The organism is Comamonas sp. FUJ_7, from assembly GCF_057369555.1.
This window is the reverse complement of sequence record NZ_JBXXZI010000002.1, coordinates 1-19,496: the sequence shown is the minus strand read 5'-3', so window position 1 is coordinate 19,496 and position 19,496 is coordinate 1. Positions and strand designations below refer to the sequence as shown.

The window sequence follows — 19,496 nt, the reverse complement described above, 5'->3', positions numbered from 1 at the left end:
ATTTTTTTCCTTATTCCGCACCTACGAGTGCGTGATGAGCGAGCTGCCCCAGCAGACTACCCCTACTCAGGGGTATATTAGATCGCTCCTTCGCGGGCAGAACATGAAGCATTTATTGAATCTTTTAGCAGCCATTGCCCTCCTGATCTGGGGCTCACAGATGGTTCGCACTGGCGTTCTGCAGGTCTTTGGCGCCAATCTGCGCAACATTCTTGCGCGCAGCATGAGCAACCGTTTTTCTGCAGCCCTGTCGGGCATGGGCGTGACTGCCCTGGTGCAGTCCAGCACGGCCACTTCACTGATGACCTCCTCCTTTGTGGGCCAGGGTCTAATCACACTTCCCTCGGCACTGGCCGTGATGCGCGGTGCCGACGTAGGCACGGCCTTAATGGCCGTGCTGTTTTCGGCCGACCTCTCCTGGCTGTCGCCGCTGTTCATCTTTGTCGGCGTGGTGCTGTACATCTCGCGCAAAGACTCCAAGCCGGGCCGTATCGGCCGCGTGCTGATTGGCCTGGGCCTGATGCTGCTGGCCTTGCGCCTGGTGGTGGAAGCCACCGAGCCACTGTTGCAGGCCGAAGCCGTTCGCGCCCTGCTGGCCTCCATCAGCAGTGACTTGTTCATGGAGCTGCTGCTGGGTGCCGTGCTGGCCGTGCTCGCCTACTCCAGCCTGGCGGTCGTGCTGCTGATTGCCGCCATGGCCAGCTCGGGCGCCATTCCGCTGGATGTGGCTCTGGGCCTGACGCTGGGCGCCAACCTGGGCAGCGGCCTGGTCGCTGCACTGACCACGGCCAAGTCCGCCGTGGAAGAGCGCCAGGTCACCATCGGCAATCTGCTGTTCAAGATCATGGGCGTGGCCATCGTCGCTCCCTTTGTCGGCCTCTGGACGCAATACGCCCAACCTTATCTGCCCAATGCCGGCCAGAACGTGGTGATGTTCCACCTGGCCTTCAATATCTTCAACAGCCTGTGCTTTATTGGCCTGACGCAGATGGTGGCCCGTTGGGTGACTGCCATGCTGCCCAAGCCCGAAGAAGAAAGCACTTCCAAGTTGCTGCGCCCTCGCCACCTGGACCCTTCTGCACTGTCCACGCCTTCTCTGGCCATTACCTGCGCCGTGCGCGAATCACTGCATCAGGCGGATGTGGTGGAGTCCATGCTGATCGGCATGCAAAAGGTGGCAGAGACCGATGACACCAAGCTGTCCCGCGAAGTGCGCGAGCTCGAAGGCACGGTGGACGATCTGTACTCGGCCATCAAGTACTACATGACCAAGATCTCACGCGCCGAACTGGACGAGCGCGAAGGTCAGCGCTGGACGGAAATCATCAGCTTCACCATCAATATGGAGCAGATCGGCGACATCATCGAGCGCGTGCTGCTGGATCTGGAAGACAAGAAGATCAAGAAGGGCCGGCAGTTCTCTGAAGCGGGCATGCAGGAAATCAACGAGCTGACCCAGCACCTGCTGGACAACCTGCGACTGGCCATGAGCGTGTTCCTCAACGGCAATGTGCGCGAGGCACAAAAGCTGCTGGAAGAAAAAGCGCGCTTTCGCGATCTGGAGCTGGCCTATGCGGCCACTCACCTTGAACGCCTGTCGCAGCACACGGTCTCCAGCATCGAGACCAGCTCGCTGCACATCGACATGATCAGCGACTTGAAGCGCATCAACTCCCTGCTGTGCTCCGTCGCCTATCCCATTCTGGAGCAGGCCGGCGCCCTGGCCCCCAGCCGCCTCAAAACGACGGCACCCGACGCCAAGCGCTAAAGCGGGCAACTTCCCCTTCGCCTACCAGCCCAGATAGGCGGCCAGCACCAGTGCTGCTTCTGGCGTAAAACGGTCTTGCAGCATCCATTGCTGCAACTCCGTGCGGGGTAAGCGCTCAAAGCGCTGCACCTCGCCGTCCTGATTGACGGGTTGCAAAGTATCCGGCACCAGTGCAAAGAACCAGTCGATACGCTCGACCATATAGCCCTGTCCTTCAGCTTCATCGCTGGGCCTGCAAAAGCGCACATACCCGCCATGATGAACGGCCGCCAGCTCGGCCACCCGCAAGCCGGCCTCCTCCCAGGTTTCGCGCGCCAGCGCATCTGGCAGGCTGTCAGCAGCGGAGACCATCCCCCCCATCAGGGTGTCCCACATGCCGGGATTGTTGGCTTTATCCGCAGAGCGCTGCTGCACCCAGATTGAGCCATCGGCGCAAGTGCCCACCAAGTGCACGGCTCGGGTTGCAATGCCCAGCGGCCTTACCGCAGCGCGCTCCACCGTCGCCAATGGCTGCCCATCAGCACCCAATACTGCCAACTGTTCATCGCGCCAGGCACCAGCCAGCCCCTGGCTGCGCATGGCTTGCGCCAGTTGATTGAGCCTGTGCGTCGCACTGCCATGCCCTCGCAAATGCCAGCGGCCTTGGGCCAGCTCCAGGCTGATGCCATAGCTTGCCTGCAGCTGCTCGTCCAGCCGCTGGGCAAAGTCCGCCTCTATGCTGCCAACCTGTTGCTCATCAATGCATAGCGGGTAGCGCATACGCAGCATTGGCTGATTGGCATTTTCATGCTGTGTTTGCAGCCACTGCCGCTGCTGAGGTGTCAGTTTCTGGTTCACGAATAACCTCCCATGCAGCCATTGTGCGCAGCTTCGTGAAGCGGGATGACGCTCCTCACTATTTGCAGTGCCTGGCAACCCTGTCCCACCCAGCTTTGGAGCGAGCGCAAAGCCAGGCACCCAGCTTCGGCACGTTACAGTGACGCTCCATGACTTCCCCCCTCAAACCCTCCACAGTGGCCATGCTCAGCCTGGCTCCCGCACTGTGGGCCGGCAATGCCATCGTGGGTCGCCTCGCTCACGATTTGATTTCTCCGTTTGCACTCAATTTCTTTCGCTGGTGCATCGCCTTTGTGCTGCTGCTACCACTGGCATGGCGGGTGCTGCGCAAGGACAGCCCCATCTGGCCGCTGTGGCGCCAGTACATGCTGCTGGGCCTGCTGGGCATTGGCTGCTACAACGCGCTGCTGTATCTGGCACTCAAGACCTCGACGCCATTGAACGTCACGCTGGTGGGCTCGAGCATGCCGGTGTGGATGCTGGCCATTGGCCGTCTGTGCTGGGGCATTCCCATCAGCCGCAGACAAATGGGTGGGGCCGTGTTGTCCGTGCTGGGTGTTGTCGTGGTGATGTCGCGCGGAGATCTGCAATCCCTGCTGAGCCTGCGCTTTGTCGCTGGAGACCTCTTCATGGTGCTGGCCACCATTGCCTGGGCCTTCTACACTTGGCTGCTGTCGCGCAGCACCGGCCCGCAAGAGGTGAAGTCGCACTGGGCCAGCTTTTTAATCGCACAAATCACTTTTGGCCTGCTCTGGTCCGGCCTGTTCACCGGTGGTGAGGCCTTGCTGGGGGGCTTTCGCTTTGTAGCAGGCTGGCCATTGCTGGGCACGCTGCTCTTTATCGCCATTGGCCCTGCCATTCTTGCCTACCGCTTCTGGAGCATGGGCGTGCAGCGCGCCACACCCGCCATTGCCGGATTTTTTGGCAATCTGATCCCACTGTTCACGGCCTTGCTATCCATTCCCGTGCTGGGAGAGACTCCGCATCTGTATCACGTGCTTGCCTTTGCACTCATCGTGGCCGGCATCGTGGTGTCCTCGCGCAAATAAAAAAATCCCCGCGATGCGGGGATTTTTTGTAGGCGACCGGCTGGCTATCAGTAAGTGCCGGGGTACAGGCCGCCGTCGGGCAGGATGTTCTGGCCTGTCATATAGCCCGCCTGGCGGCTGCACAGGAAGGCGCAGATAGCACCGAACTCTTCGGCCGTGCCAAAACGTTTGGCAGGAATCTGGGCGGCCTGCGCTTCACGCACGGCGTCCAGCGCCTGGCCAGTCTTGGCAGCCGTTGCCTGGTGCGTGGCAACCAGACGATCTGTATCGAACTTGCCGGGCAGGATGCTGTTGATGGTCACGCCCTTGGCAGCAATGCCCGAGCGTGCCAGACCGGCCACAAAGCCCGTCAGGCCGCTGCGTGCGCCGTTGGACAGACCCAGGATGTCGATGGGTGCCTTGACCGCGCTGGAGGTGATGTTGACGATGCGGCCAAAGCCGCGCTCGGCCATGCCGTCCACCGTGGCCTTGATCAGCTCGATAGGGGTCAGCATATTGGCGTCCACGGCCTTGATCCAGGCTTCGCGATCCCAGGTGCGGAAGTCGCCGGGAGGCGGGCCGCCGGCATTGGTCACGACGATGTCATAGTCCTTGCCGGGGCCGCCTGCGGCTTCAAACACGGCCGTGCGGCCTTCGGGGGTTGTGATGTCGGCTGCCACGCCAATCACCTTGATCTGCGGGGCAATGGCTTGCAGCTTTTGCACAGCAGCCTTCAGCGAATCTGCGCTGCGGGCATTGATGACCAGATTCACGCCCTCTTCAGCCAGTGCCTTGGCACAGCCAAAACCCAGTCCCTTGCTGGCACCACAAACCAAAGCCCAGCGCCCGGCAATACCAAAGTCCATTTCCGACTCCTTTCATAGTTTTCATCTGGACGCCCTTGTCCAGAAATATCAAACAGATAGCTACCAGCGCTTGCCACATAAGCGCTAGAGGCATATTTCATGCATGACGACCAAACAGCTTGTGGTGCAGCCTGCGCAGCGACCACCAGACGCTGAAAGCCACAATGGGGATGGCCACCGCCGCCGTTGACTCTGGCGACCAGGGCCAGCCCAGTTTTTGCGCTCCCTTGGCCAGGTAGCTGATGAGGCCGGTGATGTAGTAGGTGATGGCTGCAACCGACAGACCTTCCACCGTGGACTGCAGCTTGAGCTGCATGCCCTGACGGTCATTCATGGTGCCCAGCAATTGCTGGCTGCTTTGCTGCTGCTCGATTTCGACACGCGTGCGCAGCAAGCTGCTGACGCGCGACACCCGCTCAGACAACGCATTCTGGCGGCGCGTGGCCCATTCGCAGGTGGCGCGCGCCGGAGACAGGCGCCGGTCCATGAATTCGCGAATGGTCTGAATGCCATCGACCCTGTTTTCCTGCAGCTCCTGAATGCGCCGCTCCACCAGCTCAAAGTAAGCCGAACTGGCCGAAAAGCGCGAATGCGTGGCTGCATATTCGCTCTCCACCTGCCCGGCCAGCCTGGTCAGGCGATCCAGCAGCGCCGGTTCGGTGTCGCGGTCTGCATCGCGGATGGCATTGGCCAGCTCGGCCAGCTCACGCTCGGCCGTGGCCAGCACGGCTGCCGCCTTGCGCGCGGCGGGCAGGCCCAGCAGCGCCGCCATGCGATAGGTCTCGATCTCCAGCACCCGCTGCACCAGTCGTCCTAGGCGGCGCGGTGAAAGGTTTTCATCGGCCAGCAGCAACATGCGCGAAAAGCCATCAGCATGAATGGCGAAGTCCGTATAAAGATGTGCACTATCACCGGCCACGCCAGAGCCCACCAAGGTATCGGTCTGCAGCATGTGCCTGACAAGATGCTGCACCTCCACCTTCTGCGCATTGAGCACCCACAGATGCATGCTGCTCAGGCATTGCCCCGGCAAGGCCGAAAGCCACTCTCGCGGCACTTCGTCGATGGCCGTTTCAGGCTCGCGCACATCCGTGACCGAAGCCTGCTCCATGGGCGTGGCAAACGTCCAGGCCACAAACTCGGTGTGCTGCTCCCAGCGCAGGCGAAACGCCCCCAGGTCAATCAACACATGGGTCGTTCCCTCATCGGGCAAAGGCTGGTGATGGTTGCGCAGCAAGGCCGCCACATGCTCGCGGCTGGCTTCGCGCTGCGCAGCATCGGTCAGCATCACGACATGTGTAATGGCCAGCGGGGCCTGAATGACCTCCGCAGGGCGGGCGTGAATTTCGTTGTGCAGCAGCACCCGTTGCGGGTGCTGAGTCGGCAATTGAGACAAGGCCATGCAATCTTTCCAGTAACTGCTGCTATTTTGCCGGCCGAATCAGCATTTTTCCGAGCAAAAGTCCTCAGATAAAAAAAGCGGCCCTTGCGGGCCGCTTCAAGCTTGGTTCAACAATCAGGAAACTATCAGTCTTCCACGAAAGCTTCTTCGCGCTTGTTCTTCACTGCAGGCATCAGCACGATCACCAGCAGAATCACCGCAGCAATCAGCAGACCGGCAGAGATGGGGCGAGTCACGAACACGGACCAGTCACCACGCGACAGCAGCAGGGCACGGCGCAGGTTTTCTTCCATCATCGGGCCCAGAATGAAGCCCAGCAGCAAGGGGGCAGGCTCGGTGCCCAGCTTGTGGAACACATAGCCGACGAAACCGAAGAGACCCACCATCCACACGTCCCAGACGTTGTTGTTGGTGCCGTACACGCCAATCGCACAGAACAGCACGATGGACGGGAACAGCCAGCGGTAAGGCACAGTCAGCAGCTTGATCCAGACGCCGATCAGCGGCAGGTTCAAGATGATCAGCATCAGATTACCAATCCACATGGAGGCGATCAGACCCCAGAACAGTTCCGGGTTGCTGGTCATCACCTGAGGGCCGGGCTGGATGTTGTGAATCGTCATGGCACCCACCATCAGCGCCATCACGGCGTTGGGAGGAATACCCAGAGTCAGCAGAGGAATGAACGATGTCTGCGAGCCGGCGTTGTTGGCCGATTCAGGAGCGCACACGCCGCGGATGTTGCCTTGACCGAAAGGAACTTCACCAGCCTTGAGCTTGGTCTTCTTTTCGATGGTGTAGGCAGCAAAGGCCGACAGCATGGCACCGCCACCGGGCAAGATACCCAGGGACGAGCCCAGGGCCGTGCCGCGCAGCATGGCAGGAATCATGTGCTTGAAGTCTTCAGCCGTGGGCAGCAGACCCGTCACCTTGGCGGCGAACACTTCGCGCTCTTCGTCGGGCTTGGACAGGTTGGCAATGATTTCACCGTAGCCGAACACACCCATCGCGATCACGACGAAGTCAATGCCGTCGGTCAGCTCAGGAATATCAAAGCTGTAACGCGCCACGCCGGAGTTCACGTCGGTACCGACCATGCCCAGCAACAGACCCAGCACGATCATGGCGATCGCCTTGAGCAACGAGCCGGAAGCCAGCACCACGGCACCGATCAGACCCAGGGTCATCAGCGAGAAGTACTCGGCGGGGCCGAACTTGAACGCCACTTCGGTCAGCGGAGGTGCGAAAGCAGCCAGAATCACGGTACCCACGCAGCCTGCGAAGAAGGAGCCGATACCGGCCGCTGCCAGCGCAGGGCCTGCTCGGCCTTTTCGGGCCATCTGATAGCCGTCAATCACCGTCACAACGGACGAGGATTCACCGGGCAAGTTCACCAAAATGGCGGTGGTGGAGCCACCGTACTGGGCGCCGTAGTAAATACCGGCCAGCATGATCAGCGCCGCCACGGGGGGCAGTGCATAGGTTGCGGGCAGCAGCATGGCGATGGTCGCCACAGGGCCAATACCTGGCAGCACACCAATCAGCGTACCGAGCAGACAGCCCACAAAGCAGTAGATCAGGTTCTGGAACGTGAAAGCCACGCCAAAACCCGTCGACAAGTTCTGAATCAGATCCATGGACGATGCTCCTGATTAGCCAGCAATGAAGCTAGGCCACACGGGGAACTGCAGATTCAGCGCCCACACGAAAGCGAAATAGCTGCCCACGGCCAGGATGGTGGCCAGGATTGCTGTTTCTTTGAAGTTGAAACTATGACCGCCCAGGCTGGAGATGAAGACCAGTGCATAGATCGCAATGATCAGACCGAACTGGGGAATGCCCAGACCGGGAACACCGACCAACAAAATGCCGAAGGCAAAGTTGGCTGCCAGGATGAAGAACACTTGCTTCCAGGCCCACTTACCGATCTTGTCGCCATCGGAGGGGCCCTTGGTCAGACCACCAACACAGATAGCAGCACCCAGAATGGCCATCAGCACACCCAGGATCAACGGAAAGTAACCAGGTCCCATGCGGGCGCCGGTGCCAATGGTGTAGTTGGTTGCGCCGATCGCAAAAGCGATGCCGACAACCAAGAACATCAGACCGGAGAAAAAGTCTTTTTGGCTCTTGATTTTCACAAAACGTCTCCTTACGGAAATCACGACTTTGCGATTCTCGTTTCATACAAAAGCCAAACCGATGTGGATTCCACCTACAAAGGGCTTACCCTAATACCGTCGTTTGATATCGATGTACCGCAACTAGCACTCATACAACTTGGGCTTTCCTGGCTTACACCCAAGAAAAGTATTTGCTCACACACCTGCATCAAATTTCGCTCATCAACGGTGTACAAGCCAGCACCTCCGTCAAGGTAGTTGCCCCCTCTGCGACGCGCAATGCACCGGCAAGGCGCAGAGGTCTCATGCCATCTTGCACAGCCTGACGGCGCAAGGCATCCATGGACGGAGCATCGTGAATCTGCTTCTTGAGGGCTTCGCTCACTACCAGCAGCTCATACAAACCCATTCGGCCACGGTAGCCTGTGAAACGGCAATCCTCACAGCCCACGGGCTTGTAGGGCTGGTAGCTACCGCTGAGCTTCCAGGGGCGAACGGATTCCATCAGCTCTTGCGAGCTGGCCTCTTTGTCAAGCACTTTGCAGCTGGGGCAGAGCGTGCGAACCAGCCGCTGGGCCAACACGCCTAGCAAGGTGGCATTGATCAGATACGAAGGGATGCCCAGCTCCATCAGGCGGCTGACCGCACTGGGTGCGTCATTGGTGTGCAAGGTCGAGAAAACCAAATGCCCGGTCAGCGCTGCCTGCACCGCCATCTCGGCCGTAGCCAGGTCTCGAATCTCCCCCACCATGATGATGTCCGGGTCCTGACGCATCAGGGCGCGCAGGCCTTCGGTAAAGGTGAAATCGAGCTGAGGCTGCACCTGTGTCTGATTGAAGCTGGGCTCGATCATTTCGATGGGGTCCTCCACCGTGCTGACATTCACCTCTTCGGTCGCCACACGCTTGAGCGTGGAGTACAGCGTGGTGGTCTTGCCCGAGCCCGTGGGGCCGGTCACCAAAATAATGCCGTGCGGGCGTTTGACAAGCTCTTCCCAGCGCTGCGCATCATGGGTGCTGAAGCCCAGTGCATCCAGGTTCTTGACCGTGTTTTCCGGATCGAAGATACGCATCACCATCTTCTCGCCAAAGGCCGTAGGCAAGGTGGACAAGCGCATTTCCACCTCTTCGCCACGCGGGTTGCGGGTCTTGATACGCCCATCCAGCGGGCGGCGCTTTTCCACCACGTCCATGCGGCCCAGCAGCTTGACGCGAGCCACCATGGCATTGAGCACCCCCATGGGCATCTGATAGACGGGGTGCAGCACACCGTCGATGCGAAAGCGAATCACACCCTGCTCACGTCGCGGCTCCAGATGGATGTCGCTGGCACGCTGGTCAAACGCGTACTGCCACAGCCAGTCCACCACCTTGACCACGCCCTGGTCGTTGGCGTCCAGTTGCTTGTTGCTCTTGCCCAGCTCCACCAGTTGCTCAAAGCTGGCACCGCCTGCAGCCCCCCCGGCTTTTTCAGCCGCACGCACCGACTTGGCCAGCGCAAAGAACTCTGCCGTGTAGCGCTTGATGTCCTGAGGATTGGCCACCACACAGCGCACGCTGCGGCGCGCCTGGCGTTCCACTTCACCGACCCAATCGGTGATGAAGGGTTCGGCAGTGGCAATCACCACTTCCTTGGCTGTCACCTGCACCGGCAGCACCTTGTGCCGCTCGGCATAGCTTGCGCTCATGACCTCGCCCACGCGGCCCACATCCACGCGCAGAGGGTCGATACGCAGATAGGCCAGACCACTGCGCTGTGCCAGATATTGGGTCAGGGTTTCCAGATCCAGCGGCTGCGTGGTCTGCGCACTGACCACGCCCACATTGGCCAGCCGCACCAGCGGCAGCTGCGCGCTTTCTGCGGAGGAACAGCGCGCCACCGTACGCTCAGCCTCCTGCGCCGTGATGACGCCATCCTCCTTCAACCATTGCACCAGCATGCGCCAGTCCAGCGGCCCCTGATGAAGAGCGGGCTTGATGGTCGAAGGCAAGGAGTTAGCAGTCAATGACATGGCAGGCTAGGGCAACAAAATTGCCTTGACTGTACCGCCATCAGCTCTGAGTCTCCGCAACTCCACGCCAGAGCCAGCGACCAAGCACCGAGCCGCTGATACAGCGCAAATGCCTTCACTGCCGCCGCTACAGCCCGAGACGCCGCCTATACCTTCAGTCGGCAGCGCTGCGGCCGATGCGCTTGAGCTTGGCCACCTTGCTGCCGGCCTCCGCATCCCGCGCCGGCACAAACACCTTGGCCCAGCGTGTGGTGTTCAGGTCCCAGCGGGCCTGCACCTGATCGCAGGCCACTTCCAGCTCCACGCCCTGCAGCACGCGCGGTGTGCGCTGGGCCAGCACCACGGTATTGCCTTCACGCGTGGGGCGAAAGGCCCAAAGTGCGTCCTCGCCAAAGGCTTCAGCCATCTGATCCAGACTTTTATCAAAGCTCGACGAGCGGCCAAACAGGTTGACGGTCATGATGCCGTCCTCGGTCAGCAGATTGCGGCAGTCGGCATAGAACTCAGCACTATCCAGCACCGGGGCTGCAGCTTCGTGGTCGTACAGATCCACGGCCAACGCATCGACCGTGCCCTGCCATTCGGGCTTCTTGATCTCCTGCGCCGCATCGGCCAGCACCACCTGCAGCGTACTGCTGTCGGGTGGCAGCTTGAACCAGCTGCGGCACACAGCCAGCACCTGCGGGTTCAGCTCAATCGCAGTGGTTTTGGTGCGCAGTTTTTTATGGCAGAACTTGGTGATTGCCGCAGCGCCCAGACCCAATTGCATGGCGTGCATCTTGGGCACTTCGGTGGGATCGACAAACAGCAGCCAGCCCATCATGCGCTGCACATACTCGAGGTCGATATCGAAAGGGTCACGTATACGCATGGAGCCCTGCACCCAGGGTGTGCCCAGGTGCAGATAGCGCACATCGCCGTCGTCGGAGACGCTGACTTCGGGCAACTCAGGCATAGCCTGCGCATTCTTGTCTTGTGCGGACTTGGCACCGCCACGGGTTTTACGAATCACGTTTCTCACCAATATTCAAAGCAGGCCATGCGCGCTCAATGCCTCGCGCCAGGCCTGCAGTTTTTTTTCGAATGACCAGCTGGCATTGGCCGGGCTAGTCGATGGCAGCTTGATGGCCGTCAGCCCCAAGGCCTCAGTCTGCCGTGCATGTTTGTAGCTCTCGCCGCCGTTGTGCAGCGCCAGCTTCAAGTATGGGCAGCGCTGGCGCAATCCCGCAAAGTCATTGACCTGGGCGGCGCGAATGGCGCTGTCCAGACTGCCTTCGCGCTCGCAGCTGTCATAGACATCCCATAGTCCCAGGCCCCGCGCCAGCAACCATTCGCAGCGACCCGCGTAATCGCCCCGCGGCGGCTGAGCATGCTGGGGCCACAGGGCCTGGAGCAAGCGCCAGAACTGGTTTTGCGGATGGGCATAGTACTGCTGCAACTGCAGCGAACGCACACCAGGAAAGCTGCCTAGCACCAGCGCCAGGGTGCGCTTATCAGCCACCGCAGCCAGCCCCTGCCAGCGAACTGGCTCAGGAGCATTGGGTTGGATAGTGCGATCTTTGGGCATAGGCTGATTGTCGCCCAGCTGCCATCGGCCTGCGTTGGGCAGCGCTATTCAAAACAATAGCTGCTTGCGCTTATCAGCTATGGGTTAGAGGCCAATTTCTTACATATTCAGCATGGACAGACCCAGCACCTGCTGTGCATTAACTGTGCTGGCATGGGCCAACGCCTCAACGCTGATGCCACGCAACTGCGCCACCTGCGCTGCAATGCGCGGCAGCTCGGCCGGACTATTGCGGCCCTGGCTCTGGCCTGCGGCGCGCTGCTCGGCGGTGGTGTAGAGCCAATGCGGCGGAATATCGGGGGCATCGGTTTCCATCACTAGCGCCGACAGCGGCAGGCTGGCCGCCAGCTCGCGCAGTTTGAGCGCTCGGTCATACGTCACCGCGCCACCAAAACCCAGCTTGAAACCCAGATCGATAAAGGCCTGCGCCTGCTGGGCGCTGCCATTGAAAGCATGGGCAATACCACCCACCACCTTGTGCTGGCGCAGCGTCTTGAGCAGCCGATCACTGCTCTTGCGCACATGCAGGATGACGGGCAAATCAAACTCACGCGCCAGTTGTATCTGTTGTTCGTAAAACCAGATCTGGCGTTCGGCATCCAGACCCGGCACAAAAAAATCCAGACCAATCTCCCCAACGGCCACCAGGTGCGAATCGCTGCGCTGCCGGCCCAGCAACTCTCGCAGAGCCGCGATATCGGACTGCTGTGCGCCAGGTGTGTAAAGCGGATGAATGCCCAGCGCATAGCTGTCACCGTGTCGATGGGCCAGCGCAATCACCTCCTGCCAGTGCGCGCGCTGCACAGCAGGAATCACCAGATGCTGCACACCGGCGGCATGTGCAGCGATTCGAACCGTCTCACGATCCACATCGAACTCGGCTGCATCCAGGTGGCAATGGGTATCTATCCAGATTGGCATCTGCACATCATGCACCGACTTGCGAACTGGCAACTTGAGAGGCCCGGCAATGAGCCGGCAAGCACCTACACCCAAGATCCTCATTCGTCCTACAAAAAACAAATTGAAACAAACAAAACATAAAGCAACTTCGCCCTACATGCCCTCATCGACTTGCCCAAGGAGCAGTTATGACAGGTCTTCTGCAAAGCTCTCTCTGGCAACGTCTGAGCCAAAGCCACCAGCAAAACGATATGCACGGAAAACTGGCTGCGCTGGATCAGGTGCAGGCCGTCATCGAATTCGACCTGCAAGGTCATGTGCTCACGGCCAATGACAATTTTCTGAGCACCATGGGCTATGAGCTGCCCCAGATCATCGGCCAGCACCATCGCATCTTTGTCGATGAGCAAACCCACGAGACCCCCGAGTACGCGCAGTTCTGGCAACGGCTTGCCGCAGGCGTGCATGACAGCGGCCGCTACCGCCTCATCAACCGGCTGGGCCAGGATGTGTGGCTGCAAGCCAGCTACAACCCGATTTTTGACAGCCAGGGCAAACCCCGAAAAGTCATCAAATACGCCACCGACATCACCGAACAACAGCAGCATGAAGACGACGCACGCGGGCAGCTGGAGGCCATTGCCAAAGTGCAGGCCATCATCGAATTCGATCTGAACGGCAACATCCTCACGGCCAACAACCTGTTTTTGCAGACCATGGGCTACCAGCTGCATGAAGTTCTGGGCAAGCACCACAGCATGTTTGTGCAGCCCCATGAACGCCAAAGCCCGGCCTATCAGCACTTCTGGCAAAAGCTGGGCATGGGCCATCACGATGCCGGTCAGTACCTGCGCATTGGCAAAGGGGGCCGTCAGGTCTGGATTGAAGCCAGCTACAACCCCATCCTCGATGCAGAAGGCCGCCTCTTCAAGGTTGTGAAATTTTCCACCAACATCACGCGCCGTGTCACTGCCGCCCAGACACTGCGAGTTACGGTGGAAGGCCTGACCGAAAGTGCCAACCATGCACGCCAGGCCAACGAGCTGGCCCAGGCTGCCTGCAGCGTGGCGGAGGCCGGTGGACGCACCGTGCAGGAGGTAGTGAGCACCATGGAATCCATCAGCGCCAGCTCGCGCAAGATCAGCGACATCATCGGCATGATGGACTCCATCGCCTTCCAGACCAATCTGCTGGCCCTCAACGCGGCGGTGGAGGCGGCCCGTGCAGGCGATCAGGGGCGCGGATTTGCCGTGGTGGCCAGTGAGGTGCGCCAACTGGCCCAGCACAGTGCCGAGGCCGCCAAGGAGATCAAGCAGCTGATTCAGGCCTCCGTCACTCAGGTCACCCAGGGCGTGACGCAGGTGCGCCAGGCTGGAAGCACCATGGCCGAGATCGTCAACTCATCACGCCAGGTCACGCAGATCATGAGCGAGGTTGTGCAGACCTCGCTGACACAATCGGCCAGCTTGCGTGAAGTGACAGATGACCTCACAGCCCAAGATGTAGAAAGCCGGCACAGCAGCGGCCATCAAGGTCGACTTGCAAGACAAGCCCCGGCTCAGGCCAGCCTCGCTATCAGAAACGCAGCTGTCAGCACTTACTGACAAAGCTCTACAGCCTAATTTGACACAAAAAATCCCGGCACCACATCCATGGCGGACCGGGATGGAGAGGCGGTGCCTCCGCGCCGCTCAGCACTCAGGCCAGTTGCCCGCGCACCAGCTTCACCATGCGATCGCAGCGGGCAGCCAGCCCTTCATCATGGGTCACCATCACAAACGCCGTGCCATGGCTGCGCGCCAGATCCAGCATCAGGGCAAAGACCGAATCGGCAGTTCCACGATCCAGATTACCCGTAGGCTCGTCCGCCAGCACGCAAGCCGGGCGGGTGACCAGCGCACGCGCAATCGCCACGCGCTGACGCTCACCACCGGACAACTCGGCAGGTCGATGCGACATGCGCTCACCCAGGCCCACGGCGCGCAGCATCTCGGCCGCACGCTCCATGCAGTCCTCCTTGGCATCACGGCGAATGCGCAGCGGCATGGCTACGTTTTCCTGCGCCGAAAACTCCGCCAGCAGATGGTGGAATTGGTAGATGAAGCCCAGGTGCCGATTGCGCAGCACGCCCTGCTTTTGCGGGCTGAGCTGATGCAAAGGCTGACCCATCAAACTGACACTACCCGTCGTGGGAGCGTCCAAACCGCCCAGCAAGTGCAGCAAAGTGGATTTTCCCGAGCCCGAAGCGCCCACAATCGCCAGCGTCTCGCCCGCTCTGACCTGCAGGTCCACGCCCTGAAGCACCGTCACATCCAGCCGGCCTTCGGCAAAACGCTTGGTCAGACCCTGCGCTTGCAGCACGGTCTGCCCCATCACAACATCATTCATAACGCAATGCCTCCGCAGGGTTCACGCGGCTGGCACGCCAGCTGGGATAAATCGTGGCCACAAAAGAAAGAATCAAGGAAATCACCGCAATCGGCACGATGTCGGTGGATTGCGGCTCGCTGGGCATCTTGCTGATCAGGTAGATGTCCTTGGGCAGGAAATTGGCATGCAAAGCCTGCTCGATGGCGGGCACGATGACATCGATATTGAAGGCAATCGCCAGCCCCAGCGCCAGACCGGCCAGCGTACCGATCACGCCGACCATGGCGCCCTGCACCATGAAGATGCCCATGATGGACGAAGGTGAAGCGCCCAGGGTGCGCAGGATGGCGATGTCGGCACGTTTGTCCTGCACGCTCATCACCAGGGTGGACACCAGATTGAAGGCCGCTACGGCCACGATCAGGGTCAGGATGATGAACATCATGCGTTTTTCCAGCTGCACGGCGGCAAACCAGGTCTTGTTCTGCTGCGTCCAATCACGGATGAAGAGCCTGTCCGTCAGCGTATCGGCCAGCTCATGGGCCACCCGTGGGGCTTCGTGCAAATCCTTGAGCTTGAGACGGATGCCAGTCGGCCCTTCCAGGCGGAAGATGCGCTGCGCATCCTCGTAATGCAGCATGACCAGCGCCGAGTCATATTCGTAGTGACCAGAGTCAAAAGTGCCGGCCACCGTCATCTGCTTCATGCGCGGCACAACCCCTGCCGGAGTGACCTGGCCGCTGGGAGCGATCAGGGTGATCACATCCCCCTCGATAACGCCCAAGCTGCGTGCCAGCTCGATGCCCAGCACCACCTTGAACTCACCAGGCACTAGGCGCTTGAGCACTTCACCGCTGGTGGCGGCAAGATCGGTCACGTCACCCTCGTGCGCAGGATCAATGCCACGTACCAGAGCGCCCTTCATGTCCTCGCCACGCGCCAGCAAGGCCTGTGCAGCAACAAAGGGCGATGCCCCGACCACATCAGGGTTGGAGCGCGCCTCGCGCATGGTGCGCTCGACATCCGGCAAAGGAGCTCCTTGCGGGGCATAAATTTCCACGTGGGAGACAACGCTGAGCATGCGATCGCGCACCTCCTTCTGGAAGCCGTTCATCACGCTCAGCACAATGATCAGCGCCGCCACGCCCAGCGCAATGCCAAGCATGGAGACACCCGAAATAAAGGAAATGAAGCCATTGCGGCGTGTAGCGCGCCCTGCGCGGGTATAGCGCCAGCCCACGGCCAGTTCGTAGGGAAATTGCATGTTGCCTGCATTGTGGCATTGCCCGGAATGTCCTGAGAGCTGTCCCAGCCTTGTGCATTTTTTTACCTGCAGTGAGCTTCTACCCTTGCAGGGACATAGCCGCCAGCCATGCACGACAATAAGCCCTATGTCTTTGACCGCGCCTTTGCTCTCTGCCGCCCAAGCCCTGGCAACCGATGCTTCTGAAATCATCGTTGCCTATGCCAGCGGCCCCGCCGACATTCCCCAGGCATGGGAGGGTCTGCAACTTCCCCACTTGCAGGGTTTGCTGGCAACTCTTGCTCCCACCAAGCTGGTGCAGGGTGACGAGATGGATTTCTCCCCCCCGCATGAGCGCGCGTTGGCTCAGGCCATGCAACTGCCAGACGTGCCCGGACTCATTCCCTGGGCCGCACTGGCGGCCGGTGACACTGCCCAGGCCTGCGCCTTCATCACGCCCTGCCACTGGCATATCGCCCCTGACCAGGTTCACCAGACCGATCCCGCCAGCGCACCGCTGAATGAGGACGAATCACGCCAGTTGCTGGCTCTGGTTGCCCCATGGTTCAGCGACGACGGCATCACGCTGGAATATCTGCGCGCCGATCTCTGGCTGGCCCGTGGCACTGCCTTCAAGGATCTCGCCACCGCATCCATGGATCGCGCCCTGGGCCGTGATGTGCGCCCCTGGATACCCGACCCCATTCAGGGAGCCATCATCCAGCGGCTGCAGACCGAGCTGCAGATGCTGCTCTACACCAATCCCTTCAACGACCAGCGCGCCGAGCGCCGACTGCCGCCCATCAACTCTTTCTGGGTACATGGCACGGGCAGCCTGCCCTCCATACCAGCGACGCCTGCGCAAGCCGTCTGCATTGATGATCTGCGCCACACCACACTGCAAGGCGATGTGCAAGGCTGGCAGAAGGCGTGGCGGGAGCTGGACAGCAGCCTGATTGCCAGCCTGCAGCAGCGCGCCGCCAGGGGTGAGCCCGTCAAGCTCACGCTCTGCGGCGAGCGCAATGCCGTGCAGTGGGAAAGCCAGCCGCGCGACTTCATAGACAAGATCAAGAGTTTTTTTGGAGCCAAACGCTTGCCTGATCTGCGCGAAATGCTATGAAAATTATTCCAAGAAGCATTCCTGACGACAGCGTCTCCGCCTTGCTGCAAGCCCAGGTTCACCCCCTGCTGGCGCGGCTCTATGCCGCACGCGGTGTCTGCTCCATCGATGAGCTCGACGATGCCCCGGCACGGCTGCTGCCGCCCTCCGGCCTGCGCGGCATGGATGCCGCCGTGCAGTTGCTGGCCGATGCCATCACCGCTCAAAAGCGCTTGTGCATCGTGGCCGACTATGACTGCGATGGCGCCACCGCCTGCGCCGTGGGCCTGCGCGGCCTGCGCATGCTAGGGGCACGGCACGCCGACTATCTGGTACCCGATCGCGTGGTGGACGGCTACGGCCTCACGGCCCCCATCTCGCGCCGCGTCAAGGAGACCGGTGCCGACATGCTGATCACCGTGGACAACGGCATTGCCAGCGTGGAAGGCGTGGCCGTAGCCAAGGAGCTGGGCATGTCGGTCGTGGTCACCGACCACCACCTGCCAGGCGACCAGTTGCCGCTGGCCGATGCCATCGTCAACCCCAACCAGCCCGGCTGCGAGTTCGCGAGCAAATCCATGGCTGGTGTGGGCGTCATGTTCTATGTGCTGCTGGCGCTGCGCACCGAGCTGCGCAACCGTGGCCATTTTGACCGCCACAGCCAGCCCCGCCTTGAGCAACTGCTGCCGCTGGTGGCCCTGGGCACGGTAGCCGATGTGGTCAAGCTCGACGCCAACAACCGCCGCCTGGTGGCGCTGGGCCTGAAGCAGATTCGCAAAGGCGTCATGCAGCCCGGCATCCGCGCGCTGTTTGACGCCTCAGGCCGGCGCTTTGACATGGCCACCACCATCGACTTTGGTTTTGCCCTGGGCCCGCGCATCAACGCCGCCGGGCGCCTGGCCGACATGACCATAGGCATTGAATGCCTGACCACGGAAGATGCCAGCCGCGCCGACAATCTGGCGCGCATGCTGGACAGCATCAACCGCGAGCGCCGCGAAATCGAAGTCAGCATGCGCGAGCATGCGCTGCTCATGGCCGAAGGCCTGTTTGAAGACGGCATGACACCGCCGCCCGCCATCAGCGTGTTCGACCCCGACTTTCACGAGGGCGTGGTCGGCGTCGTAGCCTCACGCATCAAGGACAAGCTGCACCGGCCCACGTTTGTGTTTGCCGCCAGCGGTGCGCCGGGCAAGGAGCATGAGCTCAAGGGCTCGGGCCGCTCCATTCCCGGCTTTCACCTGCGCGATGCGCTGGACCTGGTCAGCAAACGCCACCCCGGTCTGATTCTGCGTTTTGGCGGTCACGCCATGGCGGCGGGTTGCACCATCGACAAAGCGCAGTTTGACGCGTTCGAGCAGGCCTTTGCCCAGGTCGCCAGAGAGTGGCTGGACGCCGCTACGCTGACGCGCAGGCTCGAAACCGACGGCCCGCTATCCCCTCAATGGCTGGACACCCAGCTCATCGAGCAAATGCAGCTGGCCGTCTGGGGTCAGGGCTTTGCCGCGCCGACTTTCAGCGAAGAGCTGGAGATCACCTCACAACGTCTGGTTGGCGAAAAGCACCTGAAGCTGGAGCTGCTGCACCACGGCTCAAAAATAGACGGCATCTGGTTCAACCACACCGAGCCGCTGCCCGCACGCACCACGCTGGCCTACCGCCTGGACATCAACGAATGGCGCGGCGAGCGCAAGGTGCAGTTCTTGGTAGAGGCCGCGCAGGACTTTGAAGGTGGTGCAGGCAATATGGGCTTTTAAAAACGTCTCTTTTCTAAGCGGACACGAGCGCCTGAGAAAGAACAAAAAAGAGCGCTTTGCGCTTGCCACTCCTTGACTTCAGATACAAAACCCTCTGAAGTCAAGAATTGACATGCGCGACGCGCTCCTGTTTTTATTTAATCCCAGGACTTGGCTTAAAAGCGCTCCCAGTTATCGTCATCCGCCGTGCTAGGAGCCGCTACCGCCTTGGGTCTGGCTGCAGCCAGACCGGGCCTTACAGGCGCTGCCACGGCTACAGTCTTGGCTGACCTGAAAGCCGCCGCAGAGGTCGCAACAGGCCCGGAGCCCGAAAGGCCCATGCGCCTCGGTGCCATCGCAGGAGCCAACACAGGGGGCATTTGCGAGACATCTTCATCGGCGCCCAGCCTGAAGATAGAGACCACCTGCGCCAGCCGCCGCGCCTGATCCTGCATGGAAAGCGCTGCTGCACTGGACTCCTCAACCAGCGCCGCATTTTGTTGCGTCATCTGGTCCAGATTGCTCACCGCCTGATTGACCTGG

16 protein-coding genes and 1 pseudogene are annotated in these 19,496 nt (G+C 60.7%); 5 read left to right on the top strand and 12 right to left on the bottom strand.

Going from position 1 to position 19,496, the window contains the following annotated elements; genetic code table 11:
• Positions 1-103: 103 nt before the first annotated feature.
• Positions 104-1,768, top strand: a complete 1,665-nt coding sequence (locus AC2I9W_RS03850) for a Na/Pi cotransporter family protein (protein ID WP_486408729.1) — start codon at positions 104-106, stop codon at positions 1,766-1,768.
• 21 nt (positions 1,769-1,789) lie between these two features.
• Here the strand turns inward: AC2I9W_RS03850 and AC2I9W_RS03845 are convergent, their stop codons facing one another.
• Positions 1,790-2,536, bottom strand: coding sequence for an NUDIX hydrolase (locus AC2I9W_RS03845; RefSeq protein ID WP_486408995.1), 747 nt, complete (start codon positions 2,534-2,536; stop codon positions 1,790-1,792).
• Positions 2,537-2,754: 218 nt separating this feature from the next.
• Between AC2I9W_RS03845 and AC2I9W_RS03840 the strand changes: the two genes are divergently transcribed.
• Positions 2,755-3,654 (top strand): DMT family transporter, encoded by a 900-nt coding sequence (locus tag AC2I9W_RS03840; RefSeq protein ID WP_486408728.1) that lies wholly within the window; start codon positions 2,755-2,757, stop codon positions 3,652-3,654.
• 47 nt (positions 3,655-3,701) lie between these two features.
• Here AC2I9W_RS03840 and AC2I9W_RS03835 read toward each other — a convergent pair whose 3' ends face one another.
• The 8 genes from AC2I9W_RS03835 to AC2I9W_RS03800 all read right to left on the bottom strand — a co-directional run bounded on the left by AC2I9W_RS03835 (position 3,702) and on the right by AC2I9W_RS03800 (position 12,523).
• The gene (locus AC2I9W_RS03835) at positions 3,702-4,499 is read right to left on the bottom strand and encodes an SDR family oxidoreductase (RefSeq protein ID WP_486408727.1); all 798 of its coding nucleotides are present in this window, start codon (positions 4,497-4,499) and stop codon (positions 3,702-3,704) included.
• 97 nt (positions 4,500-4,596) lie between these two features.
• Positions 4,597-5,901, bottom strand: coding sequence for a DUF3422 family protein (locus tag AC2I9W_RS03830; RefSeq protein WP_486408726.1), 1,305 nt, complete (start codon positions 5,899-5,901; stop codon positions 4,597-4,599).
• 125 nt (positions 5,902-6,026) lie between these two features.
• Complete coding sequence (locus AC2I9W_RS03825) at positions 6,027-7,538, bottom strand: tripartite tricarboxylate transporter permease (RefSeq protein WP_486408725.1); 1,512 nt, start codon at positions 7,536-7,538, stop codon at positions 6,027-6,029.
• A 15-nt stretch (positions 7,539-7,553) separates the two neighbouring features.
• A complete protein-coding gene (locus tag AC2I9W_RS03820) occupies positions 7,554-8,042 on the bottom strand; it encodes a tripartite tricarboxylate transporter TctB family protein (protein WP_486408724.1) in 489 nt (162 codons plus the stop codon).
• A 190-nt stretch (positions 8,043-8,232) separates the two neighbouring features.
• The gene (tfpB, locus tag AC2I9W_RS03815; protein ID WP_486408723.1) at positions 8,233-10,035 is read right to left on the bottom strand and encodes a type IV pilus assembly ATPase TfpB; all 1,803 of its coding nucleotides are present in this window, start codon (positions 10,033-10,035) and stop codon (positions 8,233-8,235) included.
• A 154-nt stretch (positions 10,036-10,189) separates the two neighbouring features.
• Complete coding sequence (locus AC2I9W_RS03810; protein ID WP_486408722.1) at positions 10,190-11,047, bottom strand: spermine/spermidine synthase domain-containing protein; 858 nt, start codon at positions 11,045-11,047, stop codon at positions 10,190-10,192.
• Positions 11,048-11,062: 15 nt separating this feature from the next.
• Positions 11,063-11,602, bottom strand: coding sequence for a DNA-deoxyinosine glycosylase (locus AC2I9W_RS03805; RefSeq protein WP_486408721.1), 540 nt, complete (start codon positions 11,600-11,602; stop codon positions 11,063-11,065).
• Positions 11,603-11,701: 99 nt separating this feature from the next.
• Complete coding sequence (locus AC2I9W_RS03800) at positions 11,702-12,523, bottom strand: TatD family hydrolase (protein ID WP_486408720.1); 822 nt, start codon at positions 12,521-12,523, stop codon at positions 11,702-11,704.
• Between the two features lie 170 nt (positions 12,524-12,693).
• Between AC2I9W_RS03800 and AC2I9W_RS03795 the strand changes: the two genes are divergently transcribed.
• Entirely contained in the window at positions 12,694-14,109 is a 1,416-nt protein-coding gene (locus tag AC2I9W_RS03795; protein ID WP_486408719.1) for a PAS domain-containing protein, read from the top strand.
• A 94-nt stretch (positions 14,110-14,203) separates the two neighbouring features.
• Here the strand turns inward: AC2I9W_RS03795 and lolD are convergent, their stop codons facing one another.
• Together lolD and AC2I9W_RS03785 are read right to left on the bottom strand one after the other, a co-directional pair.
• Positions 14,204-14,893 (bottom strand): lipoprotein-releasing ABC transporter ATP-binding protein LolD, encoded by a 690-nt coding sequence (gene lolD, locus AC2I9W_RS03790; RefSeq protein ID WP_486408718.1) that lies wholly within the window; start codon positions 14,891-14,893, stop codon positions 14,204-14,206.
• Entirely contained in the window at positions 14,886-16,139 is a 1,254-nt protein-coding gene (locus AC2I9W_RS03785) for a lipoprotein-releasing ABC transporter permease subunit (RefSeq protein ID WP_486408717.1), read from the bottom strand. Before AC2I9W_RS03785 ends, lolD begins: the two co-directional genes overlap by 8 nt.
• 127 nt (positions 16,140-16,266) lie before the next feature.
• Between AC2I9W_RS03785 and AC2I9W_RS03780 the strand changes: the two genes are divergently transcribed.
• Both AC2I9W_RS03780 and recJ read left to right on the top strand, forming a co-directional pair.
• On the top strand, positions 16,267-17,238 hold the full coding sequence (locus tag AC2I9W_RS03780) for a phosphoglycerate mutase (protein WP_486408716.1): 972 nt from the start codon (positions 16,267-16,269) through the stop codon (positions 17,236-17,238).
• On the top strand, positions 17,235-18,974 hold the full coding sequence (gene recJ / locus AC2I9W_RS03775; protein WP_486408715.1) for a single-stranded-DNA-specific exonuclease RecJ: 1,740 nt from the start codon (positions 17,235-17,237) through the stop codon (positions 18,972-18,974). Before AC2I9W_RS03780 ends, recJ begins: the two co-directional genes overlap by 4 nt.
• A gap of 155 nt (positions 18,975-19,129) precedes the next feature.
• Here the strand turns inward: recJ and AC2I9W_RS03770 are convergent.
• Positions 19,130-19,496: pseudogene (locus tag AC2I9W_RS03770) on the bottom strand (methyl-accepting chemotaxis protein); the annotation flags it as partial.